The organism is Pantoea sp. B623, assembly GCF_024814475.1.
Lineage (GTDB): Bacteria > Pseudomonadota > Gammaproteobacteria > Enterobacterales > Enterobacteriaceae > Pantoea > Pantoea ananatis.
Map to the genome: position 1 here is coordinate 359,177 of NZ_JANUXM010000004.1, position 25,651 is coordinate 384,827.

The following is a 25,651-nucleotide window of genomic DNA, read 5'->3' on the forward strand; positions in this document are numbered from 1 at the left end:
TTTTTTAAGTGGCAGAACTGGACACGGCCGGGTGTCTCCTTATACTTGGCACTCTTTCCCATCCATATGTTACGATAAAAATGACTGTGCACGATTATCTTTTAAAATTCCGCAAAGTGAATAACCTCGACAGTCTGGAAAAACTCTACGACCATCTGAATTATTCCCTTTCTGACAACACCGATATCATCAATATGTACCGGGCTGCAGATCATCGTCGCGCAGAGCTGGTATCCGGTGGTCGTCTGTTTGATCTGGGCTGCGTACCTAAATCGGTATGGCGCTACGTGGTATAATTCTGAGGTTCAGAATATTGTCTGAAAGCGCTTAGCCATAATGTTTCCCTTCTGTCTTAACATGCTATTCTGAGCCGCTTCTGACATTGAGACAGGATTAACCGCAATGAACACACAGGATGCCGCACCCCGAATTGGTGGCTGGCTTTTAGTGCCGCTAGCATGGTTGCTGATGACGTTGCTCACCACGGCGCTGGTGATGGCCATGTATCTGACACCGCTGTTTGATACACAATGGCGCGCCACCCTGTTTAATCACAGTTCGCTCGTCACCACCTACTGGGCCATTTCGCTTTTCACCGCCACCGCGCTGTGGGCTTACAGCATGTGGGTTGTGTGGATTTTCTTTAAGCGCTCTTCCCGGCTGCCCCGCCACTATATTGTCTGGTTGCTGATTACCGTGCTGCTGGCCCTGAAAACGTTTGCCTTTACGCCGGTTTCTGACGCCCGGGCGATTCAGACGTTACTGCTGTCTCTGGCGGCAGCGGCAATTTTTGTGCCTTATTTCAAGCGTTCAGCACGGGTAAAAGCGACGTTTACTCAGCGGTGAGGCCAAAATTATCGCCAACAGTTTAATCCTGAGTGCGGTTGTCCGTAGACAATGTTGTGTCACAGTTGTGATACAGCGTTTTATCAATGATAATAAGCCGCTTTCTGGTATTCAGGCGAAAAAATGACCGATTATCTCCTTCTCTTTGTGGGTACTGTGCTGGTGAATAACTTCGTTTTGGTGAAGTTCCTCGGCCTGTGTCCCTTTATGGGCGTTTCCAAAAAGCTGGAAACGGCGATTGGCATGGGCCTCGCCACCACATTTGTTATCACACTGGCCTCTATTTGTGCATGGCTTGTGAACCATCTTATTCTGGTGCCACTGGACTTAGTGTACCTGCGCACCATGGCCTATATTCTGGTGATCGCCGTGGTTGTGCAGTTCACCGAAATGGTGGTGCGCAAAACCAGCCCGTCGCTTTACCGACTGTTGGGTATTTTCCTGCCGCTGATTACCACCAACTGCGCGGTGCTGGGCGTTCCCTTGTTGAGTGTTAACCTCAACCACACCTTCCTGCAGGCGGCGCTGTATGGATTCAGCGCCTCGCTGGGCTTCTCGCTTGTCATGGTGCTGTTTGCCGGTATGCGTGAGCGCCTGGTTCTGGCAAACGTGCCTGCCCCGTTCAAAGGAAACTCGATTGCGCTGATCACCGCAGGCCTGATGGCACTGGCGTTTATGGGCTTTACCGGTTTGGTGAAATTCTGATGAGTGCGATTTGGATAGCGGTTGCGGTATTAAGCGCCCTGAGCCTTGTGTTTGGCGCCCTGCTGGGTTACGCCTCACGACGCTTTGAGGTTGAAGAAGATCCCATTGTTGAGCAGATCGATGCTGTTCTTCCACAAAGCCAGTGCGGCCAGTGCGGTTATCCTGGTTGTCGTCCTTATGCCGATGCGGTGGGCAATAACGGTGAAGCCATCAACAAATGTGCGCCCGGTGGCGAACAGACCATGCTGAAGCTGGCGGCCCTGCTCAACGTTGAGCCGCAGCCGATTGATGGTGACGAAGAAGCCAAAGCGCCCGTGCGCACCGTGGCATGGATAGATGAAGCGAACTGTATTGGCTGCACGAAATGTATTCAGGCCTGCCCGGTTGATGCCATCGTTGGCGCAACACGCGCCATGCACACCGTGCTGAGCGACGTGTGTACGGGCTGCGACCTGTGTGTCGCGCCTTGTCCTACCGATTGTATTGAGATGCGTCCGGTTGCCACCACCACGGCCAACTGGAAATGGGATCTTGAAACCATTCCTGTTCGGGTGATCCCGGTAGAGAGTCATGCTTAATCTGCTAAATTTTTTTAAAAAAGAGAAAACCTGGGATTTTCAGGGCGGCATTCATCCGCCTGAAATGAAAACCCAGTCTAACGGTACGCCGCTGGCCGAGCTGCCGCTGCCGCACCGGTTTATTATTCCGCTGAAACAGCATATTGGTCATGAAGGTGAGATCTGCGTATCGCCCGGCGATCGCGTACTGCGCGGTCAGCCACTGACGTTTGGCCAGGGCAGAATGCTGCCGGTGCACGCACCGACGTCCGGCGTCATCGAGGATATTGCCCAGCACATGACGGCTCACCCTTCGGGCCTGTCAGAGCTGTGTATTTTCCTGACGCCGGATGGTGAGGACCGCTGGATGCCGCTGGAACCGCTGCCGGACTACCGTCAGCATGAACGAGCCGCCATCCTGAAACGCATTCACGATGCCGGCATCGCCGGCCTGGGCGGCGCAGGCTTCCCGACCGCCACTAAGCTGAAAGGCGGCCTGCGGGGCGTTAAAACGCTGATTATCAATGCCGCCGAGTGTGAGCCCTATATCACCGCTGACGATCGGCTGATGCAGGATTACGCAGCCGAAGTGCTGGAAGGCAGCCGGATTCTGGCCTGGGTCTTACAGGCAGATCGCGTTTTAATTGGCATCGAAGATAACAAACCTGAAGCCATCGCCGCTCTGAAGCAGGCGCTGGGCGGTGAGCGCGATCTCCAGATTCGCGTCATTCCCACCAAGTATCCTTCGGGCGGTGCCAAACAGCTCACCAAAATTCTTACCGGTATGGAAGTGCCGCACGGCGGACGCTCGACGGACATTGGCGTGCTGATGCAAAACGTCGGCACGGCCTGGGCGGTTAAGCGCGCCATCATTAATGGCGAGCCCATCACCGAGCGCGTGGTCACGCTGACAGGTGAAGCCATCGCCCAGCCACGTAATGTGTGGAGCCGGTTGGGTACGCCAATCAGTCATCTGCTTCATCAGGTCGGTTTTCATCCCTCGCCACGCCAGATGGTGATTATGGGCGGCCCGCTGATGGGCTTTACCCTGCCGTCACTGGATGTCCCGGTGGTTAAAATCACCAACTGTATTCTGGCACCGTCCAGCACGGAAATGGGCAACGACGAGCAGGAGCAGTCCTGTATTCGCTGCTCTGCCTGTGCTGATGCCTGCCCGGCTAAGCTGCTGCCGCAGCAGCTTTACTGGTACAGCAAGGGCGGCGATCATGATAAAGCCCGTGCGCACCATATTGATGACTGTATTGAATGCGGTGCCTGCGCCTATGTTTGCCCCAGCAACATCCCGCTGGTGCAGTATTACCGCCAGGAAAAAGCCGAGTTGCGGGCTATCGATCTGGAAGCCAAACGGACGCTGGAAGCGAAAGCACGGTTTGAAGCGCGTCAGGCACGACTCGAACGGGAAAAACAGGCACGTGAAGCACGCCATGCAGAGGCGAAGCAGCGCGTAGCGCGCAGCGACAGTGCTGAACTGGCTGCGGCTCAGGCACGCGCGAAAGCAAAACCTGGTGGAAACGAAGAGGCCGTCGCCGAGGCTCGCCATGCTCAGGCTCGCCTGCGCCAGGCTGAAGCCCAGTCGGAAACCCAGGCACTGAGCCGCCAGACGACCGATCCACGCAAAGCGGCGGTTGAAGCCGCTATTGCGCGTGCTAAAGCAAAAAAATCAGCCGTTCCGGACGCGTCTGAAGAGGTAGCGGAGGATCCACGCAAGGCCGCCGTAGCCGCCGCCGTGGAGCGCGCCAAAGCGAAGAAAGCCGCGCAGGCCGCCAGCGCTGAAGGTACTGAGGATGTGCAGCCCGCCCCACCGGAGGATCCACGCAAGGCCGCCGTGGCCGCCGCCGTGGAACGTGCAAAAGCGAAGAAAGCCGCGCAGGCCGCCAGCGCTGAAAGTACTGAGGATGTGCAGCCCGCACCGCCGGAGGACCCGCGCAAAGCCGCCGTGGCCGCCGCCGTGGAGCGCGCCAGAGCGAAGAAAGCCGCGCAGGCCGCCGCCGCTGACGGTACTGAGGATGTGCAGCCCGCCCCGCCGGAGGACCCGCGCAAGGCCGCCGTGGCCGCCGCCGTGGAGCGCGCCAAAGCGAAGAAAGCCGCCGCCCTGGCTCGCGCGGAGGACGCTTCTCGCGATGCTGCACTGGCTGCAACAGAGGCGCACCGTGACGTCGAGCAGGCGGAAATGGCGCAAGAACAAGCCAATAATGCGAATGCTGAAGCCGAACAGGCGCCGGAACTTGAGCACCCTACTGACGCGCGCAAAGCCGCTATTGCGGCTGCTATCGAACGTGCCAAAGCGCGTAAAGCGCAATCGACATTGACACCTGAGGACTAAATGGCTTTTCGTATAGCAAGTTCACCTTATACCCACAACCGGCGCAGCACCGGCAACATCATGATGCTGGTGGTGCTGGCTGCACTGCCGGGCTTTGCAGCGCAGTGTTATTTCTTTGGCGTGGGCACGCTGTTGCAGGTGATTCTGGCCTCGGTAACGGCGTTGCTTACCGAAGCGGCCATCCTGCGTTTACGCAAAAGCCCGGTTGCTGCCAACCTTGCGGATAATTCAGCCCTCCTGACGGCCATTCTGCTGGGAATCAGCATCCCCTCTCTGGCGCCCTGGTGGCTGGTAGTGATCGGTACAGTCTTTGCGATTGTGATCGCCAAGCAGCTTTACGGTGGACTGGGACAAAATCCCTTTAATCCGGCGATGGTAGGCTATGTGGTGCTACTGATCTCGTTTCCGGTACAGATGACCAGTTGGATGCCGCCGGACGCGTTACAGATGATTAAACCGGGGATGCTCGATTCACTCAGTATGATTTTTACCGGCCATACTCTTGCGGGCGACACGATGCAGCAGCTGCAGCTCGGTGCCGATGGCGTCAGCCAGGCCACGCCGCTCGATACATTCAAAACCGGCCTGCGCGCGGGCCACAGCGCCACGCAACTTCTGGCACAGCCCATTTACAGTGGTGTGCTCGCGGGTCTCGGCTGGCAGTGGGTTAACCTGGGTTATCTGGTGGGTGGTCTGTTCCTGCTATGGAAAAACGCCATTCGCTGGCATATCCCGGCTGCCATTTTGCTGTCGCTGGCCTTCTGCGCAACGCTGGGCTGGCTGTTCTCGCCCGCTTCGCTCAATAGCCCAGTGATCCATCTGTTCTCAGGTGCCACTATGCTTGGGGCATTTTTTATTGCTACCGATCCGGTCACCGCTTCCACGACCGACCGTGGTCGTTTACTCTACGGTGCGCTGATTGGGCTGCTGATCTGGTTAATTCGCAGCTTCGGCGGATATCCGGACGGCGTTGCTTTCGCTGTATTGCTGGCTAATATATGCGTACCGCTGATTGACTATTACACTCAGCCGCGTGTTTACGGCCATCAAAAGGATTAAATGATGCTGGACACGATACGCAAAAATGGCGTGACGCTGGCGCTGTTTGCCGCCATTACGACCGGCGTGACGGCCATAGTGAATACGGTCACTAAGCCAACCGTTGAGCATCAGACGCAACTGCAGCAGAAAAATTTGCTGGACCAGGTGGTGCCGACCGATATGTACGATAACCACATTCAGCAGGAATGTTACGTTGTCACTGATCCGGCGCTGGGTAACGCTAATCCTCACCATCTTTATCTGGCACGTAAAGGTAACCAGCCTGTTGCCGCGGCGCTGGAAACGACGGCACCGGACGGCTATTCCGGCGCGATACAGATGCTGGTCGGGGCTGACTTTAACGGTAAGGTGCTGGGCGTCCGCGTGATTGAACATCATGAAACGCCCGGTTTAGGCGATAAAATAGAACTGCGCATTTCTGACTGGATTAACAGCTTTAATGGCAAAGTGGTAACAGGTCCGGATGATAAAGCGTTTGCCGTTAAAAAAGACGGTGGCGAATTCGATCAGTTCACTGGCGCCACGATTACCCCACGAGCCGTCGTGAATGCCACCAAACGTTCGGCATTATTAATTGAATCCCTTAAAGGGAAACTCTCTTCGTTACCCGAATGTGGAGACGCAAATGAGTGAAGCTAAAAACCTGCTGGTAGGCGGGCTGTGGAAAAATAACTCGGCGCTGGTACAGCTGCTGGGCCTGTGTCCGCTGCTGGCGGTGACCGCCACCGCCACCAATGCGTTGGGGCTGGGGCTGGCCACCACGCTGGTGCTGACCCTGACCAACAGCTTTATTTCCGCCTCGCGCCGTTGGGTGCCCTCGGAGATTCGCATCCCCATTTACGTGATGATCATCGCGTCCGTGGTGAGCTGTGTACAGATGCTGATTAATGCTTATGCCTATGGCCTGTATCAGTCGTTGGGCATTTTTATTCCGCTTATCGTGACCAACTGTATCGTGGTAGGCCGTGCCGAGGCCGTCGCATCGAAAAGCAGCATCCCTCTTGCAGCCCTTGATGGTTTTGCCATTGGGATGGGCGCAACCTGCGCAATGGTGGTGTTGGGTTCCCTCCGTGAAATTATTGGCAGCGGGACGCTGTTTAACGGTGCAGACCAGCTGTTAGGCCCGTGGGCAAAAGCATTAAAAATTGAGGTGATTCATCTGGATTCACCGATGCTGCTGGCGATGTTACCACCAGGCGCCTTTATTGGTCTGGGCATGATGCTGGCGGGTAAATACCTGATCGATCAAAAAATGAAGCAGCGTGCTGTGCGCCGTGCTGAAGAGCAGGCGCTGGCTGCACCGCAAGGCAATACCGGAAAAGCCGTGTGAACCAGACAAAGCGTACCGAGATCCTCAGCCGTTTGCAGCAGGCTAATCCTCATCCTACGACCGAGCTGCAGTTTAGCTCGCCGTTTGAATTATTGATTGCGGTTCTGCTCTCTGCCCAGGCCACCGACGTCAGCGTGAATAAAGCCACCGCAAAGCTCTACCCGGTCGCGAATACGCCCGCTGCAATGCTGGCGCTGGGCGTGGACGGTGTGAAGGAATACATTAAAACGATCGGACTGTTCAACAGCAAGGCAGAGAATGTCATCAAAACCTGCCGCATTCTGCTGGAACAGCACGGCGGTGTGGTGCCCGAAGATCGTGCAGCCCTGGAAGCGCTGCCCGGTGTGGGCCGTAAAACGGCAAACGTGGTGCTCAACACCGCCTTTGGCTGGCCCACCATCGCAGTGGATACCCATATTTTTCGCGTCTGCAACCGGACAAATTTCGCCCCCGGCAAGAATGTCGAGCAGGTCGAAGAAAAACTGTTAAAGGTTGTGCCTAAGGCATTCAAAGTGGACTGCCACCACTGGCTGATTCTGCACGGTCGCTATACCTGTGTGGCCCGTAAGCCGCGCTGTGGCGCCTGTCTGATTGAGGACCTGTGCGAATACCCGGATAAAGTGGAATAACGCGAAGGTGTTGTCTGATAAAGCCTGTGAACACACAGACTTTTTATTTTCTGATCTAACGCTGATCCAGAGCCGCCTGCATCCAGGCAATCACCAGCGGAGAATCCTTATCCTGTAAGGCTGCACGCTCGGACTGGAAGAGCGTGGCGACGTAAAAAGGATGATCGGTCAGTTCTATGCCGCGTACATCGCCATTGAGATCCCAGGCGGTGATACGCAAATTGTTGCCTTCCAGCGCTGCACTGAAGTCCGGGTTAACGCCAAAGTTGCAGTGATAGCCTTCATCGCTGGAGAGGCTGTCGTAGGCGGTGGCAATACGTGAACCGGGTTCAAATGTCACCTCACCGCGCTGCTCCACCAGCGAGCAACTTAACGGCGCAATCACCATCCGCCCTTCATCGCTGGTTTCTGCATGATTCGCATCATGCCAGCCCAGTACGTGACGTGCATAGTCGATAACGGCATACTGAAAACCGCCACAGGAACCCAGAAAAGGTTTTTCCCCTTCCCGTACCCAGCGCAGCATACTGAAGACGCCCTCATCATTTTTATAGGGACTTCCCGGCACCAGCCATACGGCATGGCTTTGCCTGATGGCGGTTAAATCGCCCAGCTCAGGTGTTGGGATCCACTCAGGTTCAATATCGATAGCAAGATGGGCAGCGGCACGGGAAAGCGCCAGGGGAATAGCCTGATGCGCAACGGCTTCCGGACGATAGTCGCCGACTAACGCGAGACGTAAAGGTAACGGCATAGCAAAATTCCTCTTAACGAAATAAGGATGCTACGGCAGGGGGCAACGGATGTCGAGTCCCGAAGTGCGGCTCTGTCGTGTCTCCCACCCGATACAGCGAAGCGCTACGGGCACGCCGTACCCAGATAAGCTTTTTTCTCTGCCTGAATTAACAGGCAAAAATGTGACCTTAATCAACCTTTTTACGCCTTTGGTGGAGATTAACGTCATAATACGCAGACTATTTCATCAAATCGGCGTCAAAACCTGCTTTATAGCCAGATTGTCCTGAGAAAATATCACTTTCCGTTGTAAAGCTCGGCGTAACGCCGTTTTAGTAGTTAATGTCATTATTAACACTCCTGAAACCCTAACGTGACGCCATTACTTCACAGTAACGCTTAAAATCAGAATTAAATTCCAACTAATAATATTTATTTAGGTTTTCACGCCACACGATCGCTTTCCGGCAGAAGGTAGAAAACGCTTGCCCTGTCGCCTTTATTCAGCCAAATTAGTCGCCGTTTTTCCCATCTAATAAAAATCTGGCCCATGGTCTGATCACATGGCGCGGACTTAATTCCTGTCGCGACACAGGATATGAAATAACAGAGGTACAAGTGTCAACTGCAAACAAACACACCGACGAGGCCGTCAGCCTTAACGCGTTCAAACAGCCCAAAGCGTTTTACCTGATCTTTTCTATCGAATTATGGGAACGTTTTGGTTACTACGGCCTGCAGGCCATTATGGCGGTTTACCTGGTGAGACAACTGGGGATGTCGGAGTCCGACTCTATTACCCTGTTCTCCTCATTTAGCGCCCTGGTATATGGCCTTGTCGCCATCGGTGGCTGGCTGGGTGACAAAGTCCTCGGGACCAAACGCGTCATCGTTCTTGGCGTGCTGGTTCTGGCAATAGGCTATGCCCTGGTGGCCTTCTCGGGCCACAACGTCAGCATCGTTTATATTGGTATGGCGACCATTGCCGTGGGAAGTGGCTTGTTTAAAGCTAACCCCTCTTCGCTGCTCTCGACGTGCTATGACAAAGACGATCCCCGTATTGATGGGGCCTTCACCATGTTCTACATGTCCATCAATATCGGTTCGCTGTTTTCAATGATGCTGACTCCGTGGTTAGCGGAGAAGTACGGCTACAACGTGGCGTTTTCGCTCTCGGTTGTCGGCCTGGTCATCACGCTGCTTAACTTCCTGTTCTGCAAACGCCTGGTGAAAGACTTCGGCTCTAAACCGGACTTTGCCCCACTTCAGTTCGGCAAACTGTTGATGACTCTGGTGGGAATTGTCGTCCTGGTCGCCCTGGCAAACTGGATGCTGCACCACCAGTCAATCGCCCGCGTGCTGTTAGGCGTGATAGCGTTCGGTATCTTTGTCATCTTTGCCAAAGAAGCCTTTGCCCTTCACGGCGCAGCCCGTCGTCGTATGATTGTTGCGTTCCTGCTGATGGTGGAAGCCATCGTGTTCTTCGTGCTCTATATGCAGATGCCAACGTCGCTTAACTTCTTTGCGATTCGCAACGTTGAGCACAGCATTTTGGGTATCACCTTTGCCCCTGAGCAATTCCAGGCGCTGAACCCGTTCTGGATCATGCTTGCCAGCCCGATTCTGGCAGCCGTCTACAACAAGCTGGGCGATAAACTGCCCATGCCGCACAAGTTCGCCATCGGTATGGTGCTGTGTTCAGCAGCCTTCCTGGTGTTACCGGTCGGCGCGAAGTTTGCCAGCGATGCGGGGATTGTGTCTGTTAACTGGCTGATTCTCAGCTATGGCCTGCAGAGCATTGGTGAACTGATGATTTCCGGTCTTGGCCTGGCGATGGTGGCGCAGCTGGTTCCGCAGCGTCTGATGGGCTTTATCATGGGTTCATGGTTCCTGACGACGGCGGGCGCAGCGGTCATTGCCGGTAAAGTGGCAAACCTGATGGCCGTTCCTGAAAACGTTACCGATCCGCTGATCTCCCTGGCCACCTACGGCAGAGTTTTCCAGCAGATTGGTATCGCGACGGCGGTCATCGCCGTGCTGATGCTGATTACCGCCCCTCTGCTGAACCGCATGACTCAAGATACGGCAGCAGACAAAGCCTGACTGAGGTCATGACTTTTCACGAAAACCGGGCCTGCCCGGTTTTTTTGTTTTTGTCGCCGATCAATGCCTCGCACATTCCTGCACCTTATTACTGGCAATTCCGCGCCATGAGATTACTATGCAAACACGATTCGCAACATGGTGGCCTCATGATGAAACTGTTTTGTAAAGCTGGTGCCTGTTCCCTTTCACCGCATATCGTCATGCGTGAATGTGGTCTGGACTTTACGCAGGTTAATGTTGATCTGCAGACTAAGCTCACCGAGCGCGGTGAAGATTTTCGCCAGATCAACCCCAAAGGTCAGGTGCCGGCCCTGCAGCTGAGCGATGGGAATGTATTAACGGAAGGCGCGGCGATTGTGCAGTATCTGGCCGATCTTAAACCCGATCGTCACCTCCTGGCCCCGGTGGGGAGCCTGACGCGTTATCACACCATTGAGTGGCTCGGCTATATCAGCAGCGAGTTACACAAAAGCTTCTCTCCCCTGTTTCGCAACGATGCGCCTGAGGAGTACAAAGCGTTGGTGCGCCGCCAGCTGGAGGCGAAATTTGCCTGGGTAAACGATGAGCTCAAAGACAAACAGTGGCTGATGGGCGTGCACTTCAGCGTCGCGGATGCCTATTTATTTGTGGTTACCCGCTGGGCAAAAGCGCTGAAGCTGGATTTGGCCGCGCGGGACCACCTGCAACACTGGTTTGAACGCGTTGCAGAGCGGCCGTCGGTTCAGGCCGCGCTCAAAGCGGAAGGACTTAACTGATACGATGAGGGCCGTAACCGGCCCTTTTTTACAGCTTCTCAGCGGGGAAGACGTGCGTTGGTCGGACAATGGCATCCTGAGCGGCAACCAGTTGCAGTTCATACTCGCCCATCTCATGCGTTTTCAGCATCACTTCATAGACCGCAGCAGTGACGTGTTCCAGCGCCGCCTGCAGCGACAGCCCGTGCAGTAGATCGACCAGCAACAAGCCACTGGTCAGATCGCCCACGCCCACCGGTTGACGAACGCCAAAATCCACCAGCGGACGGCTGATGTGCCAGGCTTCACCGGCGGTCACCAGCAGCATCTCAAACCGATCGCTGCGGCGCCCTGCGCGCGCCAGGTGCTTAATCAGCACGACTTTCGGCCCCTGGCTAATCAGCATACGTGCCGCGTCAACCGCCGTTTCTACGCTGGTTACGCTGCGTTCGCTGAGCATTTCCAGCTCCAGCAGGTTGGGGGCGATGATATCGCTGGCGGGAAGCGCCAGTTTGCAGTGGAACTCCGCCACGCCGGGTGCAACGATGCAGCCCTTTTCCGGGTGCCCCATAACCGGATCGCAGAAATACCAGGCTTCCGGGTTCGCGGCTTTTACCTGACGCACGATTTCCAGAATGTTTTCGCCCTGCTCGGCCGAGCCCAGATAACCGCTGAGTACCGCATCACAGGTTTTCAGGCGGTCAATATCGGCAATGCCTTTGACGATATCGGTTAAGTGCGTGGCCGGCATCACGGTACCGGTCCAGTGGCCATATTGCGTATGGTTAGAAAACTGCACGGTATTCAGCGGCCAGACGTTCACACCCATACGGCGCATCGGGAACTCTGCCGCCGCGTTGCCCGCGTGACCAAACACCACGTGCGACTGAATTGCTAAAACGTTTTTCACTTTTTTGCCCTGTAGTGCCTTGCCATAAAAAAGGGCCGGAAACCGGCCCTGAAAGGTTACTGCCAGTTAATCAGGCAGTAATGCTTTTTACCGCGACGCAGCAGCGTGAAGCGGTTGAACAGCTTATCGCTGTCACTGAAACGGTACTCAGCATCAGACTGCTTTTCACCGTTCAGCGACACGGCATTCGAACCAATCATGGTGCGAGCCTGACCACGTGAAGGCACCAGCTCAGCTTTGACCAGAGCCTGTTGCAGATCGTCTTCGGCACTTAGCGTGATGGTCGGCATACCATCCTGCGCCAGCTGTTCGAAGTCGGCCTCTGTCATATCGCTCAGCGCGCCAGAGAACAGGCTCTCGGTGATTCGTTTCGCGGCAGCCAGCCCCTCTTCGCCGTGCACCAGGCGCGTGACCTGCTCGGCCAGCACGTACTGCGCGCGCGGCGTGGTTCCGCTGTTTTTATCTTCTTCTTCCAGGGCATGAATCTCTTCAATGCTCAGGAAAGTGAAGAATTTCAGGAAGCGGTAAACATCCGCATCTGCGGTGTTGATCCAGAACTGGTAGAACTTATAAGGACTGGTTTTCTTTGCATCCAGCCAGACCGCGCCGCCTTCGGTTTTACCGAACTTGGTGCCGTCCGATTTGGTGATCAGCGGAACGGTCAGACCAAATACCTGGTTCTGGTGCAGACGACGCGTCAGATCGATACCGGAGGTGATGTTACCCCACTGGTCAGATCCGCCAATCTGCAGGGACACGCCGTGCAGCGCATTCAGACAGGCGAAGTCGTAACCCTGCAGCAGGTTATAGGAGAATTCGGTGAACGAGATCCCCTGGTCGTCACGGTTCAGGCGCTGTTTAACGGCTTCCTTGTTGATCATCTGGTTAACAGAGAAGTGTTTACCGATGTCACGCAGGAAAGTCAGCACGTTCATATTGCCAAACCAGTCATAGTTATTGGCCGCAATCGCGCTGTTGGCACCACAGTCAAAGTCCAGGAAGGGTGCGACCTGCGTCCGGATTTTTTCTACCCACTCACCGACGGTTTCGCTGGTGTTGAGTTTACGCTCTGCGGCTTTGAAACTGGGATCGCCAATTAAGCCCGTGGCGCCGCCTACCAGCGCAACCGGCTTGTGCCCGGCATCCTGAAAACGTTTGAGGCAGAGCAGTGGAACCAGATGGCCCAAATGCAAGCTGTCAGCAGTGGGGTCAAAGCCGCAATAGAGCGAAATTGGCCCTTGCGCCAGTTTCTCTACTAACGCGTCTTCATCCGTCACCTGGGCGATCAGGCCCCTCTCTTGCAATTGTTGTATCAGGTTACTGCTGGTCATCACTGACTCCAAATTGATCAGGCTGCACCTATGCTGGTACACAGCTTTCCGCTGAGTTGCGGAAGGAAAAATTAAGGGCTATAGCATAAAGCGCTGACGCCTTCTGTGCCAGCGCTGATGAGGGGGAAAACGCAGTTTTACGGCGCGAGTCGGTCAATTTTCCAGCCGTCGTTATCTCGCTGATAGAGGAAACGATCGTGAAGACGATGTTCGCCCCCCTGCCAGAACTCCATCGTATTAAATTTCACCCGATAACCGCCCCAGAAACTGGGCAGCGGCACGTCACCCTGCTGAAATTTTTGCTTCAGCTCCAGAAACTTGCCTTCCAGAACGCCGCGGGCAGAGATCCGGCTCGACTGTCGGGAAACCCAGGCGCCAATCTGGCTGTCACGGGGACGGCTGCTGAAATATTTCAATACCTCCAGCGGCGACAGCTTCTCGACTTCGCCCAACACCATCACCTGACGCTCTAAAAAGTGCCAGGGAAAATGGAGCGAAATACGCGGGTTGTGACCCAGCTGCTGTGCTTTACGGCTGCCGAGGTTGGTGTAAAACACCATGCCCTGCTCATCGTAGTGCTTGAGCAGCACGATACGTTGATACGGCTGCCCTTGCTCGTCCACCGTGGCCACCGTCATGGCGGTGGGATCGGGCAGTTGCGCCTCACAGGCCTGCTTTAGCCAGCTTTCGAACAGCGCCAGCGGATTATCGGGTAGATCCTTGCGACGCAGCCCACCTCGCGTATATTCACGGCGCAGATGGGCAATAGTTTGTAGCATGTCACTGTCACTCATGATGCACATTCACTCCGGTAACGTTAACGGGCAGGTTGCAACTCGCAATCGTTTACAACGATCTTATCATTGCGCTCAATAAAGGCGCCGTTTCCTTTGGACCAGAAAACATAGTGACCGTCGCTGTAGCGAGCGCCGGAAGCGGAAACCGTTTGTGTCAGGGTCAGCGGCTTGCCGTCCATGATAAAGCTTACCTGCTGTTTGGCATTATCCAGCGTCACGGTGAGCGGCAATGTGCCACAGCGGTAGTGTAACGTTTCTGGCGCGGGCGACGACTTGTGCATCAGGCTACAGCCCGACAGCACTAACACAGCAGCCACGGTTAATCCTTTTAACATCAGCGATTCTCCTGTACGGAAAGCAGGGCATGGGGCGTTCTGCTTGATTAGGTGTCATTGACCTTCGCCGGAGAGCCACGCGGGCGCACCGACCTGTCAGGGCAATTTAACCGATGATAGCCTGGGCATCAGCAAAAGTGTTTAAATAAGGCAGTGGAATAAAGACGAATACGGCGGGCGCGTTCCGCCACCCTGCAGGAGACGCAGGGCGGCAGGTAGAGGGTCAGCAGCGGCATGCTGCCTACGCGAAGTGCCCCTCACTGGGCCGGCAGTGACGCTGAGCAGTGACGCTGCCGGGTGAGATTAGTTACCGCGATAGGTTGAATAGCCGTAGGGACTCAGCAGTAACGGAATATGGTAATGAGGCTCGCTGCTTTCCATGTGGAATATCACCGGAATTTCCGGGAAAAAGGATTTGTGCTGAACTTTCTGGTAATAATCGCCTGTTTTAAAGACGACTTTGTAATCGCCTGTTTCAACTTTTTTCCCTTCGGGAAACAGCGCGCTAATTCTGCCGTTTTTATCGGTAACACCGGAGGAAAGTTTTACCCACTTATCCTGCTCTTTATGTTCAAGGTCAACGGAAATACCCGGCGTTGGCGTGCCCGACTCCAGATTTAATACATGAACGCTCAGGGGATTTTTCATGCTGTCTGATTGTGCTGCATAAGCACTCACTGAACCCATTAATAACGCTGCGACTGCACTCATTTGCCATTTCATTGTCGATTCCTTTATTTAGTTAACCTGTTACCAAGGTTACAGAGCGCCCGATGAAATACCTAACGACAGGCGTTAAATGTGAATTTTCTGAGAGACAGGATGCTTTCCTGCTCTGTTTTAGCTATTCGCGCTATTTTCTTTTCATCATTTATGTCGTTTCGCGCTTTGGCCTGCAAAAATCTCAAAAGCGTCTATGCTGTTTAATTCAAGGTCCACTTCAAGGAGATGAAATGCATACTAAATCCTTCTCAGCCGCCGTTTTACTTGCTCTGTCCCTGGCAACGTTAGTAGGTTGCTCTTCAAACCAATCTATTAAAACATCAGACGGCCGCACGATAGTGACCGACGGTAAGCCTCAAATTGACAGCGATACGGGGCTGGTTTCTTATCGTGATGCACAAACAGGCAAAACCGAACAAATTAATCGCGATCAGATCAGCAACATGAGTGAACTTGATAACTAATTAATTCCATCATGGATATAAGGTGAAGACTATGAAGAAGACGCTGATTTTACCGCTGGCCGTTTTGATCGGCATGGCCGCATTAAGTGGCTGTACTCGTACCAGCTATGCCATTCACACTAACGATGGCCGTACCATTATTAGTGACGGCAAACCTTCTGAATCTGACGCCGGTTTACTGGGCTACACCGATGCAAACGGTGTGAAACAGCAGATTAATAAAACCGACGTTAAAGCCGTTTCAGAAGTTCCAAACTAATAAATGTGCCGCCCCGAACAGGGCGGCTTTTTTTATTGCCCGCAGCCCTGTTCTGTTTCACCTCGCCTTATCGTCTCCCCTGCTCGTTAATACGCCGCTCACGCTCCGGTTTATTCTGATGTCAGAATCGAATGTAAACAGGGTGACGTCAGACCCGTTCTGTTTTCTGTTTTCTGCTATCTGCTATCTGCTTAAGGTGACTTTTCATCTTGCGTCTGACTTTTCGCCGTTCTGGCGATCTTTTTTTAACGCTTTTAGGGCCTCATAACAGGTTTATTTTACCTGCTACGATCCGAATAGTGCCGCAATTTCGGCCTTTAACTGTCAAGCACCTATCTTAATTTCAGGCCAATGACCGCGTATCTAGTGCTTTAATCACTTCAATTTCTTTCTGGAAAACCTCTCTGATTGCGCTTTTTCCCTGCTTTTTAAGAGCTTAGCGCGCTTATCACAAAGTTCACTTTTTTCACGGCTTTCTTTGATAGGTAATGCCTAATGAAATTAGGCTTTCACTATGCATTTCTTTTACTAGACTAATTACTGGGTCGACGACATTCTCACTCACTCAGGAGGTGCATATGTATTTTCACGATGAAGCTACCGGCCATAAGATTATTGGTGAAGCTGCGGTGAACCTGGCCCTACAGGATGAGGAGATAACTGTGGTTTCGCTGATCCGTCAGCTGAGCGTTATGGCGGATAATGAAATCGACGACGAGCGGGTCATTCAAATCGCGGATGCCCGTAAATGGCTGAAGAGCTTTATTAACGTCGCGACACGGGAGCGGGCAGAGCTCAACTGGATGGCCGTTACTGGCCAGGTGCCTGCCAACCTGACCGAACACTAACCCTCCGGTCAGTGGGTTATCCCCCTACGCGGGCGCACTGTGCGTCCGCGTTACCCTGGTCCGGCCCTGCTCTCTTCTTTGTTTTCCCTTGTCAACGGGCTGTTGCAGCCTGCTTTTTCCCTCTCCGCCAGCAACCGTTCATTTTTACATCGAAATAGCTGTACAAGTTTTATTTTATTGTATAACTTTATGCTACTTTCAACTGACGACTTTTGGACCACTGCGAGAGCACCTATGCAACACAATCATCGCCTACCTCAGAGCGCCGACGATATCTCACGTTATTTTTCTGCGGCGAACCTGCCTTCACAGCAAGAGCTGCTGGGACAGATCGTTGTTGATATTTTACGCGCAGGTCAGAACGTAAACCGTAAATCTATCTGTACTAAACTGCTGCGCCGCCTTGAGCTGTCGGCAAGTCAGGAAGAAGAGCGTCTTTGTCGTGAATTGATTGGGTTGCTGTTTGGGCGGTGACACGGCAACTGACTGCCGTTATTCGGGCGGGTCATCTTTGTCAGAGCAGTAGCGGCATAACCGCTGTTACTGCTTCTGGTGCTGTTACTGTTTCTGTTGTTTCTACTACTTTTACTGTTTCTGTTGCTTCCGCTGCTTTGCAGAACCCTGTCCGGCAAATGATCCTCACACGCTAGTGAAGTTTATGCGCCAGGATGCGGATGGCCTGTTCGCAAGTCAGCCTGGTCTTTTCGCACGCCGTCTGAAGACTTTGCTGGTGCAGCGCGCTGATAATGTCCTGTACCGTCACCGCTTCTCCGGGCTGAAGAATACCTGACACAATCCTTCCTAAAAGCGCGTGTATTTCTTCACCGATCTCTGTCCTGTTTTGTTTCACGCATTTTCCTCAAACTTTACTTTTCATTTAATATTCATTCGTTTATCAAAATGGCGCTTTTCCACTCGTCCTGTCAGCGCATCAGATCGCATGCGTTAGCTGTCATCTTCGCGCTATAATTTAGGAAATATTCGCTTCCTAAATAGACAAATGTTAATCCAGTATTTTCAAGGCCAGGGCGATGGTCGCTTGCTCATTGGCAACATCGGCGACCTTGCCCGTGACGCGCATGCCAAATGCGATACGCAAAATCAGGCCTGCGGCCGTTTCAATATCAAGATCGGCGGATATTGAGCCATCGTGCTGCCCTTCTTCCAGTAATGACATCAGAAAGTGCTTATTGCGGTTGATCACCTGGGCAACCAACTGCGACAGCTCTGCGTCGAGCACCTGTAGCTCAATGGCACTGCCGACCACGAGACAGCCGGTGCGCCCTTCACCACCACGAGAGGAGTCCAGATAAAACTGCAACAGCTCGCTTAGCTTCGCGCGGCCGGTGGCGTATTGAGCCAGCCGCTCCCGCAAATCCGCATTGCGAACGGCGATATAGCGCTGAAAGACCAGCAAAAACAATGAACGCTTATCCTGGAAAGCCTTGTAGATGCTGCCGACAGAGAGGTTCATTGCTTCACCGAGATCGGCCAGCGATGCGGCATGATAGCCTTTTTGCCGAAACACAATCATTGCCTTGTCCAGAGCCTGTTCCATATTGAACTCTCTGGGCCGACCGCGTTCTCTGTGTTTACAGGCTGTAGATAGCTGGCTGTTCATGACGACCAATGTGAAAGGCGACATCTTCGGCACTGGCCGAAAACGATATGCACCCGTGATTGTATCTCAGGCGTGGATCACAAGTATACCCCGAATCCCAGCCCTGATGCAGAAGCCCGCACGAAGGCATTGCAGGCGACCGCTCAGGGCGCAGGTGCGAGCCTTTAGCGGTTAGCGTTAAGTAATGCTTCTGCAGCCAGTTTACCCAACGCATTGGCGGCAAACGGGCTGTCGCCGGTTAATACCCGACGGTCTTTATGTACGGTGCCTTTGATATCACTGTTGACCAGCGTGAGCCCCATTGCCTGAAGCTTCTCGCCAAAATACCAGGTTAAATGCCCCGGCATATAGCCGATATCGGGCGTTTGCTTATCCGCTGAATCCGGGAATGCGCAGATAGCGTAGCCGTTAAGCGGGTTTTCCCCTTTACCCAGCGCAAGAAACGCTGCCGGGCCATGGCATAGCGATATCAGATGACGATCGTTTGCCAGCGTCCAGCGAATCGCCTCTGCGACCGCCTCACTTTCTGGCAGCCCAATCAACGCACCGTGCCCCCCCGGAATAAACACACCGGCATAGTCTGAATGAGGCGTAAGTGATGCCACCACGTCGCTTAGCGTTAAAGGTGAACGGAACAGCGCCAGGCAATGGTTGTAAAATCCGACCACCACCTCATCCTGTTGGGGCATTGCCCAGTGTTCAAACTTCACCATCTGTCCGGACAGCGTGGCCACGTCAAACTGAAAGCCGGCCTGATACAGGTGGTACAGCGGCAGCAGGGTTTCAATGGGATGATTCCCGGTTGAAAACAGCGTGTCGTTATCCAGCGGCAGATAGCGCTCGTCAGCGCAGATGACCAGAATTTTTTTGTGCCCTGAGTACGGTTGCGCGTATTCAGCATCGCTCAGATCGGATTTAGGGCTGGTGAACTGGTCAAGAGAATAGGCTGACGGGAAAAACGCGTTATGTTCAGCCTGATCGGCCACTGGAGATTTACTGAGTTCTGACATGACAATGCTCTCCTTAAGGGCGAATGAATACCTGTTTCATCCTAGACCAGAAAGCCTGGTTTACGCAGAGCGGCAGCACAAAACGGACCCTTTATGAGAGCATTCCGTCTTATGACCGCGCCTGAAACCGATGTCACGACGGCCGCCGTCACTTCACCACGGGCAAATCGCTGAGGCGGGTGGTGTAAGCCGGCGACAGCATCTCGCGCTTCATGGCCCAGCGTTTTTCCGTCCCCTGCCCGGCAAACCACATCTTTCCTTTGCCCTCTTTGTGAATCAAATCGATCACCTGCATCAGATCGTTACGGCCGGGGTTAACCGAGCGTTCGTCGAACAGATCCAGCTGCGTTACGCCATGGTCGAAAAAATCACTCAGGACAATGCCGGCCTTGATATAGCGATGCCCTTCTATCCAGATATAGTCGAGCATCTCGGTCGCCACCCGGATGATGTCGCGCGTATCGTGAGACGGCGTCAGGAGTAGCCCCGTGGCCTGATTACCGTAAAAATTTTCGCCGGGCGCGTGTGGACTGGTGCGCAAAAACACACCGATCTGTCTGCAGTACTGTTTTTCTTTGCGGAGTTTTTCGGCCGCACGTTCGGCGTAGGTGCAGACGGCCTGCCGCACCTGCGTATAGTCTGACAGGCGACTGCTGAAGGAGCGTGAGCACATAATCTGTTGTTTGGTGGGTTCGAGCGCCTCCAGATCCTGACAGGGTTCGCCGCGCAACTCTCTTACGGTGCGCTCCAGCACTACGCTGAAATTTTTACGAATCAGGCTGGTGCTCTGGCAGGCTAAATCATCTGCCGTTTTAATCCCCATTTCCTCAAGTCGCTGGCTGAGCCGTCTGCCAACGCCCCATATATCGGCGACCGGCACAAGTGAAAGCAACTTTTTCTGTCGATCTCTGTTGGACAAATCCAGAACACCGCCTGTCTTACTCCACTTTTTTGCGGCATGGTTAGCCAGCTTTGCCAGCGTCTTGGTGGGGGCAATGCCGACGCACACATTGAGATGAACTTCTTTTTTTATTCGGGTTTTGATCTCGCGGCCGAAGGTGTCGAGCGACATACAGTGACTGACGCCCGTCAGATCCAGAAAGGCTTCGTCAATGGAATAAATCTCTACCGAGGGCGCCATTTCCTCCAGCAGCGTCATCACTCTGGTACTCATATCCGCATAAAGGGCGTAGTTGGAACTAAAAACCTGCACGTTGTGACGGGCAATAATCTCCCGCATTTTGAAAAAGGGCACGGCCATCGTAATGCCCAGGGCTTTTGCCTCCGCATTGCGTGCAATCACACAGCCATCGTTGTTAGATAACACAATAATGGGCTTTCCTTTGAGATCGGGCCGAAACACCGTTTCACAGGAGGCATAAAAGTTGTTCACGTCCACCAGCGCAAACATGATTAATAAACCGACTTGATCACATAGGTCACCACACCAAACACTTCCAGCGCATCCTCCGTGCTAATCGCAATCGGTTTAAACTGCTGGTTCATCGGCATCAGTTGCAGACAGGGCTGAAGCTGAAGACGCTTAACGGTAAATTCCCCCTCGACAGAGGCGACCACGATATCGCCATGCGAGGCTCTTAGCGCGCTGTCCACCACCAGCATATCGCCGTCATTAATGCCTGCGCCGGTCATCGACTCTCCACTTACCCGTACAAAGTAGGTCGAACTGGGGTGCTGAACGATCAGCTTGTTCAAATCAATACGTTGCTCTACGTAGTCCTGAGCCGGCGATGGAAAACCACATGGCACCCGCTCCATAAACAGCGGCAACGCGAGTAACGCACTGACGTTTGCTGGCCTGATAAGCTCCACATTTACCTCCCTTCCAAAATTACTGTATATAATTACAGTAATCGCGATCAACGGGTTTGATCAAGTGAAATGGCAAGGGTTTATATGAAGCGGTTGATGTGGATACAGATTTTTTTGCAGCCGCGCCGGGCAGGTTTTACGCAACTGTTCAGCAATCCTGCATTCAGGTCATTCTTTCACCTGCGGCTTTCTCTGCGCCTTAACCTGTTTTGTTCGTGGCGCGCTTTTTGTCTGACGCCGTGGCTGCGTCATGTTCACGACCCTGAAACGGTCACACGCACGGTATTTCAGTGGGCCGTTCACCTGCATGTTTCCCGTTAATTAACGCGCTTTTCTGTTTGGTCCCGATGAACGGAAGCGTAAACATCGACAGCATTTGTATTCTGGCGCTGACTGATTTAATTTTCTGCCAATAATAAACTGCAAATAATGATTGTCGTTATGCCTTATATTAATACCGACGTATCGCTATTCAGATAGCGATTTGATGAAAGACACAACATGAAAGACACAAGGCGCCGCCTGTTGCGTTAACCTCCGGCCGTTTTTATTATTCTTCCCGGCCTGATGCCAGGACAGGGTATTTATCCCCGCACGCACAGCACACCGTTCGATAAAGCGGAATCACAGAAACCTGGCCCGTCAGTGATAAGCCGTTTCAGCTGGCCCCCGGCGGGGCGCGCCCGATATCGCGGTGCGGTAAGAGATGCTTTTCCTGACTGCTTCTGATCATGCCTGCGTAGATCAGATCTGATGAAGACATATAAACACCTGATTTAACTGTTAATATAATTATTAAGATAAGTAAAGAATACGTGAAGTGTTCTCACCGCCGCCCAGCGCTATGATGCGCCCTGACCTGACAGCCTTATAAGGGAAAGGAGCACAGCATGGAATTAAAAAACCGTCACGGACAGAAAGTATCTTTAACAACCGATGAAATTTCATTAACGTGGTTTTTTATGACGGGAATGGAAATGAATAAAATAGCAGACTGGATGGCGCTTCCCGTGCACGCTGCATATTATATTAAGCAACGTGTCATGAAAAAGCTTGGCGTGAAAAATAACAGTGAGTTTATCATCTGGTTTCTTAATTACCGGGAAACCAGCGAAAATGAAAAAGCGGCGCAGAGCATTCCTGAACGCAGAGTGGGCATAATAAAATGAATCCCTGTTTTTTTACGCCTGTGACGAAGGGGCCAGTGAAAAAACCGCTGGCGGCTCACAGGCCGCCTTGCTGTCTTAATCCGGTTAACGCGGGTTACCTCGACCCGAGTAATGTTATTCACAACAGGCTGTCGGGCTTATCCGGCTATTCGCCTTCGCCTGTTGCCCGCCGCCCTATCCATTCACGAAATATTTCCATCGATGGCGTCATCTTCTTTGAACGGAGCCAGGTTAGCCAGTAGCTGCCGACATCAATCTCTAGCGCAAAAGGACGGGCCAGCGTACCGGCATCCAGTTCACGCTGGAACATGCACGCCGGCACCAGCGCAACGCCGCCCGTATGAAACGCGGCCTCAATCATCAGACGTGACGAGTCAAATACCGGGCCGGTGATCCTGGGCGGTGTGATCCCCGCTGCCGTAAACCAGCTGTCCCACTCATCAGCCCGGTAGGAACGTAACAGATTTTCCCGTAACAGGCAGGCGGGTTGTTGCAGGCGGCGGGCAACGTCGGGGCGACAGAGCACCGTAAGCGGAGCCGTAAACAGCCGTTCATTTTGCGTGGCGGGCCAGGCGCCAGAGCCAAACCGAATCGCATAGTCCACGCCCTCGCCCGCCAGGTTGACCACGTTATTGTTGGTGCGTACGTTCAGTTCCAGCGCCGGATGCTGCTGACGGAACGCCTCAAGCCGGGGTAACAGCCAGCCCAATGCAAAAGTCCCCACGCAGGCGACAGTCACTACCTCTCGGTATTCACCCCCTTCGAAACGACGCCAGGCGTTTTCAAGCTGCGTGAAGGCTTCTGACACTTCAGCAAACAGCAGCCTGGACTCATCCGTCATCTCCAGACCGCGCGGCAACCGGCGGAATAAGACGACGCCCAGTCGTTCTTCCAGCAGTCTGACCTGCTGACTGACGGCGGCCTGAGAGACAAACAGCTCCAGGCCCGCGCGGGTAAAATTCAGGTGGCGGGCGGAGGCTTCGAAAGCCCGAAGTGCGTTAAGCGGAACATCATGTTTCACATTTACCCCCAGAAATTCTTTTGGCTCCTCTCAAATTATCTCGCTTGTCGGAATTTTGAAATCCCCTACCATCTCCTCCGCTAACGCTTTTCTTCAGAAAAAACGTGCTATAGCAGGATGCAGGCCTCAGCGGACAGCTTCCCAGGCGCGAGACATCTTTTAAATCGACATAAGTTTAACGAGGGGCTGAAGGGCAACTTTTCGTTTAATCCTGACCGCGCAACGATGCGGCTAACCGTTATGCCTTGCCTCTGTTCAGCGAGGCGGGCATTCATCAGTGGAGATTGACTATGACTCATCTGTTCAGACGACGCGCCAGCACGGCCGTTACCCTGCTGGCACTCGCGATGCCGCTTGCCGCCCAGGCCGGCTTTGACGAGGCCGCACTGCAACGCGGCATCCAACAGCTGGAAAAAAACGCGGGCGGACGACTGGGTGTGGCGGTAACCGACACCGCCGATGGCACCGTTTTCACCTACCGGGGAGATGCGCGCTTTCCGCTATGCAGCACCAGTAAAGTTTTCGCCGTTGCGGCCATCCTGAAAAAAAGCGAAAGCGCGGACGGCTTGATGAGTGAAAAAATCGCCATTCATAAAGCCGACCTGGTTAACTATAACCCCATCACTGAAAAACACGTCGGCGCCACCATGACGGTAGCAGAACTCAGCGCGGCGGCGCTGCAATACAGCGATAATACCGCCATGAACGCACTGCTGACCCGCCTGGGTGGCCCGCAGCAGGTCAATGCGTTTGCACGTAGCATTGGCGACAGCACCTTTCGGCTCGATCGCAAAGAACCGGAGCTGAATACCGCTATCCCGGGTGATAAGCGTGATACGACATCGCCTGATGCCATGATGCAAAGCCTGAAAAAGCTGGTGCTGGGCAAGGCGCTGGCACCCGCGCAACGTCAGCAACTGACCGACTGGATGAAAGGCAATACAACAGGTGCTAACAGCATACGCGCTGGCCTGCCCGCCAGCTGGACGGTTGCAGATAAAACCGGAAGCGGTGATTACGGCACCACCAATGATATTGCCGTCATCTGGCCACCGCATCATGCACCGCTGGTGCTGGTAACCTATTACACCCAGCCTGATAAGCACGCCGCTGCGCGTAAAGATGTGCTGGCGGGTGCAGCGAAAATTGTCGCCTCAGGGTACAACAAGTAAGGGCGTTCAGTGCGCGACTGCGCACACCGCCACCCCGCTGGCGGCGGTGTGCTCAAGCGCCTCGTCGGCCAAAAGGGTTAGTGCGGGATAATCACCGCCCTGAATTGAGCAGTTGCTCAAGAACATCAGATTGCGGTATGTTGATGTCGGCCCGGCACGCTGCCTGAGCCCACCTGCTTTCCGTTGCGGCAGCGGCCGTTACGGAAATCGTCTCTTTCTTTGTCTGACAGGAAATGCAACATGCACCTCGCTTCTGACGCATCACAACGTGTCCGCTATCGACGCGGGATTTTCACCGCGATGCTGTTTGCATTGAGCGTCGCATCCGGCGTTAGCCTGGCGGCACAGGCTCCGCTAAACGTTGCCGTTTATCGCGGTGCGGCAGGCTGTGAGGGCTGTTCTGAAATGGTGGTGAAAGCGCTTCATGGCGTCGCGATGCCACTCAGCATTGCCTATATCGGTGAGCACGAAAAACGAAAGCTGAATGCACAGAACCTGCGCCAGTTTGATCTTTATATCCAGCCCGGCGGCGGCCAGGACATCCCCGCTGCCTATGACGCGCTCGGTGATGAAGGGGCCCGTGCCGTGCGCGATTTTGTCCGCAGTGGCAAAGGCTATCTCGGTCTGTGCATGGGAGCCTACCTGGCGGACAGTAACTGGCTGGGGCTCATCGCCTCGCCCCTTGACTCTGAAGTGGGACGTCCGGGCTCACACATCGCGGATGAGGGTGATTACACGATCGCGGTGACCTGGGATCACAAGCAAGAAATCTTTTATTATCAGGATGGCCCTTATCTTGTTGGTCAGACACAGCAGGACGGTTTTACACCTGTGGCTTTTTACCGTAATGGCGATGTGGCGATGGCGCGTTACGTCTACGGCAAAGGGACAGTTGTGTTAACCGGGCCACATCCGGAAGCGGATGAGCGCTGGATGGGCGACGTCAGCGACAGTGGCGTAACTGACACCTCACCCCAGCAAAAGATGACGCGCCTGCTGGCTTATTTCTCCACACAACGCGCGGCGCAATAATGCGGATCGCTTCGTCAACGCCTGACGGGCTGCGCCGCCCGGACAACCTGAGCCCCGGCGGCTAATTTAGGGGCCGGA

The 25,651-nt window shown here is 53.9% G+C and carries 30 protein-coding genes; 18 read left to right on the top strand and 12 right to left on the bottom strand.

Translation table 11 applies throughout. From position 1 onward, the window contains the following. Nucleotides 1-80 precede the first annotated feature (80 nt). The 9 genes from ydgT (at nt 81) to nth (ending at nt 7,473) form a co-directional block, all read left to right on the top strand. Nucleotides 81-296: a transcription modulator YdgT gene (gene ydgT / locus NXS97_RS03480; RefSeq protein ID WP_116219710.1), complete on the top strand. Its 216-nt coding sequence runs from the start codon at nt 81-83 to the stop codon at nt 294-296. 106 nt (nt 297-402) lie between these two features. Then, nucleotides 403-846 carry a DUF2569 domain-containing protein gene (locus tag NXS97_RS03485; RefSeq protein WP_013025664.1) on the top strand — a complete coding sequence of 148 codons (444 nt, stop codon included), beginning with the start codon at nt 403-405 and terminating at the stop codon, nt 844-846. Between the two features lie 123 nt (nt 847-969). Beyond that, the gene (gene rsxA, locus NXS97_RS03490) at nt 970-1,551 is read left to right on the top strand and encodes an electron transport complex subunit RsxA (protein ID WP_013025663.1); all 582 of its coding nucleotides are present in this window, start codon (nt 970-972) and stop codon (nt 1,549-1,551) included. Then, entirely contained in the window at nt 1,551-2,129 is a 579-nt protein-coding gene (rsxB, locus tag NXS97_RS03495; RefSeq protein WP_013025662.1) for an electron transport complex subunit RsxB, read from the top strand. Before rsxA ends, rsxB begins: the two co-directional genes overlap by 1 nt. Then, the gene (rsxC, locus tag NXS97_RS03500) at nt 2,122-4,452 is read left to right on the top strand and encodes an electron transport complex subunit RsxC (protein WP_116219709.1); all 2,331 of its coding nucleotides are present in this window, start codon (nt 2,122-2,124) and stop codon (nt 4,450-4,452) included. Before rsxB ends, rsxC begins: the two co-directional genes overlap by 8 nt. Further along, a complete protein-coding gene (gene rsxD, locus NXS97_RS03505; protein ID WP_116219708.1) occupies nt 4,453-5,511 on the top strand; it encodes an electron transport complex subunit RsxD in 1,059 nt (352 codons plus the stop codon). Nucleotides 5,512-5,514: 3 nt separating this feature from the next. After that, nucleotides 5,515-6,147 carry an electron transport complex subunit RsxG gene (gene rsxG / locus NXS97_RS03510; protein WP_259232809.1) on the top strand — a complete coding sequence of 211 codons (633 nt, stop codon included), beginning with the start codon at nt 5,515-5,517 and terminating at the stop codon, nt 6,145-6,147. After that, complete coding sequence (locus tag NXS97_RS03515; protein ID WP_014605923.1) at nt 6,140-6,844, top strand: electron transport complex subunit E; 705 nt, start codon at nt 6,140-6,142, stop codon at nt 6,842-6,844. Before rsxG ends, NXS97_RS03515 begins: the two co-directional genes overlap by 8 nt. Further along, the gene (gene nth / locus NXS97_RS03520) at nt 6,841-7,473 is read left to right on the top strand and encodes an endonuclease III (protein ID WP_013025657.1); all 633 of its coding nucleotides are present in this window, start codon (nt 6,841-6,843) and stop codon (nt 7,471-7,473) included. The genes NXS97_RS03515 and nth overlap by 4 nt, the downstream gene beginning before the upstream one ends. A gap of 55 nt (nt 7,474-7,528) precedes the next feature. Here nth and NXS97_RS03525 read toward each other — a convergent pair whose 3' ends face one another. Beyond that, complete coding sequence (locus tag NXS97_RS03525) at nt 7,529-8,227, bottom strand: CTP synthase (protein WP_014605924.1); 699 nt, start codon at nt 8,225-8,227, stop codon at nt 7,529-7,531. A gap of 599 nt (nt 8,228-8,826) precedes the next feature. Between NXS97_RS03525 and dtpA the strand changes: the two genes are divergently transcribed. Next, nucleotides 8,827-10,311: a dipeptide/tripeptide permease DtpA gene (gene dtpA / locus NXS97_RS03530; RefSeq protein ID WP_014605925.1), complete on the top strand. Its 1,485-nt coding sequence runs from the start codon at nt 8,827-8,829 to the stop codon at nt 10,309-10,311. 152 nt (nt 10,312-10,463) lie between these two features. Beyond that, nucleotides 10,464-11,069 carry a glutathione transferase GstA gene (gene gstA / locus NXS97_RS03535; protein WP_024471825.1) on the top strand — a complete coding sequence of 202 codons (606 nt, stop codon included), beginning with the start codon at nt 10,464-10,466 and terminating at the stop codon, nt 11,067-11,069. 28 nt (nt 11,070-11,097) lie between these two features. On the opposite strand, the gene pdxY is transcribed toward gstA, so the two are convergent. The 5 genes from pdxY to uraH form a co-directional block, all read right to left on the bottom strand. Continuing rightward, nucleotides 11,098-11,958, bottom strand: coding sequence for a pyridoxal kinase PdxY (pdxY, locus tag NXS97_RS03540; protein WP_013025653.1), 861 nt, complete (start codon nt 11,956-11,958; stop codon nt 11,098-11,100). A gap of 56 nt (nt 11,959-12,014) precedes the next feature. Next, complete coding sequence (gene tyrS, locus NXS97_RS03545) at nt 12,015-13,289, bottom strand: tyrosine--tRNA ligase (protein ID WP_259231706.1); 1,275 nt, start codon at nt 13,287-13,289, stop codon at nt 12,015-12,017. A 137-nt stretch (nt 13,290-13,426) separates the two neighbouring features. Further along, nucleotides 13,427-14,083, bottom strand: a complete 657-nt coding sequence (gene pdxH / locus NXS97_RS03550; RefSeq protein ID WP_015700385.1) for a pyridoxamine 5'-phosphate oxidase — start codon at nt 14,081-14,083, stop codon at nt 13,427-13,429. A gap of 23 nt (nt 14,084-14,106) precedes the next feature. Further along, entirely contained in the window at nt 14,107-14,421 is a 315-nt protein-coding gene (locus NXS97_RS03555; protein ID WP_013025650.1) for an MliC family protein, read from the bottom strand. 303 nt (nt 14,422-14,724) lie between these two features. Next, nucleotides 14,725-15,144, bottom strand: a complete 420-nt coding sequence (gene uraH / locus NXS97_RS03560) for a hydroxyisourate hydrolase (RefSeq protein ID WP_013025649.1) — start codon at nt 15,142-15,144, stop codon at nt 14,725-14,727. Nucleotides 15,145-15,374: 230 nt separating this feature from the next. Between uraH and NXS97_RS03565 the strand changes: the two genes are divergently transcribed. The 4 genes from NXS97_RS03565 to ycgZ all read left to right on the top strand — a co-directional run bounded on the left by NXS97_RS03565 (nt 15,375) and on the right by ycgZ (nt 17,189). Beyond that, a complete protein-coding gene (locus NXS97_RS03565; RefSeq protein WP_014605928.1) occupies nt 15,375-15,608 on the top strand; it encodes a YgdI/YgdR family lipoprotein in 234 nt (77 codons plus the stop codon). Between the two features lie 31 nt (nt 15,609-15,639). Next, the gene (locus NXS97_RS03570) at nt 15,640-15,867 is read left to right on the top strand and encodes a YgdI/YgdR family lipoprotein (protein ID WP_014605929.1); all 228 of its coding nucleotides are present in this window, start codon (nt 15,640-15,642) and stop codon (nt 15,865-15,867) included. A 578-nt stretch (nt 15,868-16,445) separates the two neighbouring features. Beyond that, the gene (locus NXS97_RS03575; RefSeq protein ID WP_014605930.1) at nt 16,446-16,715 is read left to right on the top strand and encodes a hypothetical protein; all 270 of its coding nucleotides are present in this window, start codon (nt 16,446-16,448) and stop codon (nt 16,713-16,715) included. A 234-nt stretch (nt 16,716-16,949) separates the two neighbouring features. Next, the gene (gene ycgZ, locus NXS97_RS03580; protein ID WP_014605931.1) at nt 16,950-17,189 is read left to right on the top strand and encodes a regulatory protein YcgZ; all 240 of its coding nucleotides are present in this window, start codon (nt 16,950-16,952) and stop codon (nt 17,187-17,189) included. A gap of 172 nt (nt 17,190-17,361) precedes the next feature. On the opposite strand, the gene NXS97_RS03585 is transcribed toward ycgZ, so the two are convergent. The 5 genes from NXS97_RS03585 to umuD all read right to left on the bottom strand — a co-directional run bounded on the left by NXS97_RS03585 (nt 17,362) and on the right by umuD (nt 21,179). Then, the gene (locus NXS97_RS03585; protein WP_013025644.1) at nt 17,362-17,565 is read right to left on the bottom strand and encodes a hypothetical protein; all 204 of its coding nucleotides are present in this window, start codon (nt 17,563-17,565) and stop codon (nt 17,362-17,364) included. Between the two features lie 153 nt (nt 17,566-17,718). Beyond that, nucleotides 17,719-18,360, bottom strand: a complete 642-nt coding sequence (locus NXS97_RS03590; RefSeq protein ID WP_014593623.1) for a TetR/AcrR family transcriptional regulator — start codon at nt 18,358-18,360, stop codon at nt 17,719-17,721. Between the two features lie 140 nt (nt 18,361-18,500). Then, nucleotides 18,501-19,346 carry a glyoxalase III HchA gene (gene hchA / locus NXS97_RS03595; RefSeq protein WP_015700389.1) on the bottom strand — a complete coding sequence of 282 codons (846 nt, stop codon included), beginning with the start codon at nt 19,344-19,346 and terminating at the stop codon, nt 18,501-18,503. A gap of 148 nt (nt 19,347-19,494) precedes the next feature. Continuing rightward, nucleotides 19,495-20,757, bottom strand: coding sequence for a translesion error-prone DNA polymerase V subunit UmuC (umuC, locus tag NXS97_RS03600; RefSeq protein WP_022622456.1), 1,263 nt, complete (start codon nt 20,755-20,757; stop codon nt 19,495-19,497). Between the two features lie 2 nt (nt 20,758-20,759). Continuing rightward, nucleotides 20,760-21,179 carry a translesion error-prone DNA polymerase V autoproteolytic subunit gene (umuD, locus tag NXS97_RS03605; protein ID WP_029569961.1) on the bottom strand — a complete coding sequence of 140 codons (420 nt, stop codon included), beginning with the start codon at nt 21,177-21,179 and terminating at the stop codon, nt 20,760-20,762. 890 nt (nt 21,180-22,069) lie between these two features. Here umuD and NXS97_RS03610 point away from each other — a divergent pair. After that, nucleotides 22,070-22,348 (top strand): hypothetical protein, encoded by a 279-nt coding sequence (locus NXS97_RS03610; RefSeq protein WP_014605934.1) that lies wholly within the window; start codon nt 22,070-22,072, stop codon nt 22,346-22,348. Nucleotides 22,349-22,493: 145 nt separating this feature from the next. Here the strand turns inward: NXS97_RS03610 and NXS97_RS03615 are convergent, their stop codons facing one another. Further along, nucleotides 22,494-23,381 carry a LysR family transcriptional regulator gene (locus NXS97_RS03615; protein WP_196492566.1) on the bottom strand — a complete coding sequence of 296 codons (888 nt, stop codon included), beginning with the start codon at nt 23,379-23,381 and terminating at the stop codon, nt 22,494-22,496. Nucleotides 23,382-23,659: 278 nt separating this feature from the next. On the opposite strand from NXS97_RS03615, the gene bla reads away from it, so the two are divergent. After that, nucleotides 23,660-24,541, top strand: coding sequence for a class A beta-lactamase (gene bla / locus NXS97_RS03620; RefSeq protein WP_015700395.1), 882 nt, complete (start codon nt 23,660-23,662; stop codon nt 24,539-24,541). A gap of 240 nt (nt 24,542-24,781) precedes the next feature. Continuing rightward, a complete protein-coding gene (locus tag NXS97_RS03625) occupies nt 24,782-25,573 on the top strand; it encodes a BPL-N domain-containing protein (RefSeq protein WP_105088125.1) in 792 nt (263 codons plus the stop codon). The last annotated feature ends 78 nt before the right edge of the window (nt 25,574-25,651 follow it).

Excerpts from the sequence above, each read along its gene's own strand:
- ydgT (WP_116219710.1), top strand. The coding sequence starts at position 81 with ATGACTGTGCACGATTATCTTTTAAAATTCCGCAAAGTGAATAACCTC.
- NXS97_RS03485 (WP_013025664.1), top strand. The coding sequence starts at position 403 with ATGAACACACAGGATGCCGCACCCCGAATTGGTGGCTGGCTTTTAGTG.
- rsxA (WP_013025663.1), top strand. The coding sequence starts at position 970 with ATGACCGATTATCTCCTTCTCTTTGTGGGTACTGTGCTGGTGAATAAC.
- rsxB (WP_013025662.1), top strand. The coding sequence starts at position 1,551 with ATGAGTGCGATTTGGATAGCGGTTGCGGTATTAAGCGCCCTGAGCCTT.
- rsxC (WP_116219709.1), top strand. The coding sequence starts at position 2,122 with ATGCTTAATCTGCTAAATTTTTTTAAAAAAGAGAAAACCTGGGATTTT.
- rsxD (WP_116219708.1), top strand. The coding sequence starts at position 4,453 with ATGGCTTTTCGTATAGCAAGTTCACCTTATACCCACAACCGGCGCAGC.
- rsxG (WP_259232809.1), top strand. The coding sequence starts at position 5,515 with ATGCTGGACACGATACGCAAAAATGGCGTGACGCTGGCGCTGTTTGCC.
- NXS97_RS03515 (WP_014605923.1), top strand. The coding sequence starts at position 6,140 with ATGAGTGAAGCTAAAAACCTGCTGGTAGGCGGGCTGTGGAAAAATAAC.
- NXS97_RS03525 (WP_014605924.1), bottom strand. The coding sequence starts at position 8,227 with ATGCCGTTACCTTTACGTCTCGCGTTAGTCGGCGACTATCGTCCGGAA.
- gstA (WP_024471825.1), top strand. The coding sequence starts at position 10,464 with ATGAAACTGTTTTGTAAAGCTGGTGCCTGTTCCCTTTCACCGCATATC.
- tyrS (WP_259231706.1), bottom strand. The coding sequence starts at position 13,289 with ATGACCAGCAGTAACCTGATACAACAATTGCAAGAGAGGGGCCTGATC.
- pdxH (WP_015700385.1), bottom strand. The coding sequence starts at position 14,083 with ATGAGTGACAGTGACATGCTACAAACTATTGCCCATCTGCGCCGTGAA.
- NXS97_RS03555 (WP_013025650.1), bottom strand. The coding sequence starts at position 14,421 with ATGTTAAAAGGATTAACCGTGGCTGCTGTGTTAGTGCTGTCGGGCTGT.
- uraH (WP_013025649.1), bottom strand. The coding sequence starts at position 15,144 with ATGAAATGGCAAATGAGTGCAGTCGCAGCGTTATTAATGGGTTCAGTG.
- NXS97_RS03565 (WP_014605928.1), top strand. The coding sequence starts at position 15,375 with ATGCATACTAAATCCTTCTCAGCCGCCGTTTTACTTGCTCTGTCCCTG.
- NXS97_RS03570 (WP_014605929.1), top strand. The coding sequence starts at position 15,640 with ATGAAGAAGACGCTGATTTTACCGCTGGCCGTTTTGATCGGCATGGCC.
- NXS97_RS03575 (WP_014605930.1), top strand. The coding sequence starts at position 16,446 with ATGTATTTTCACGATGAAGCTACCGGCCATAAGATTATTGGTGAAGCT.
- ycgZ (WP_014605931.1), top strand. The coding sequence starts at position 16,950 with ATGCAACACAATCATCGCCTACCTCAGAGCGCCGACGATATCTCACGT.
- NXS97_RS03590 (WP_014593623.1), bottom strand. The coding sequence starts at position 18,360 with ATGTCGCCTTTCACATTGGTCGTCATGAACAGCCAGCTATCTACAGCC.
- hchA (WP_015700389.1), bottom strand. The coding sequence starts at position 19,346 with ATGTCAGAACTCAGTAAATCTCCAGTGGCCGATCAGGCTGAACATAAC.
- umuC (WP_022622456.1), bottom strand. The coding sequence starts at position 20,757 with ATGTTTGCGCTGGTGGACGTGAACAACTTTTATGCCTCCTGTGAAACG.
- NXS97_RS03610 (WP_014605934.1), top strand. The coding sequence starts at position 22,070 with ATGGAATTAAAAAACCGTCACGGACAGAAAGTATCTTTAACAACCGAT.
- bla (WP_015700395.1), top strand. The coding sequence starts at position 23,660 with ATGACTCATCTGTTCAGACGACGCGCCAGCACGGCCGTTACCCTGCTG.
- NXS97_RS03625 (WP_105088125.1), top strand. The coding sequence starts at position 24,782 with ATGCACCTCGCTTCTGACGCATCACAACGTGTCCGCTATCGACGCGGG.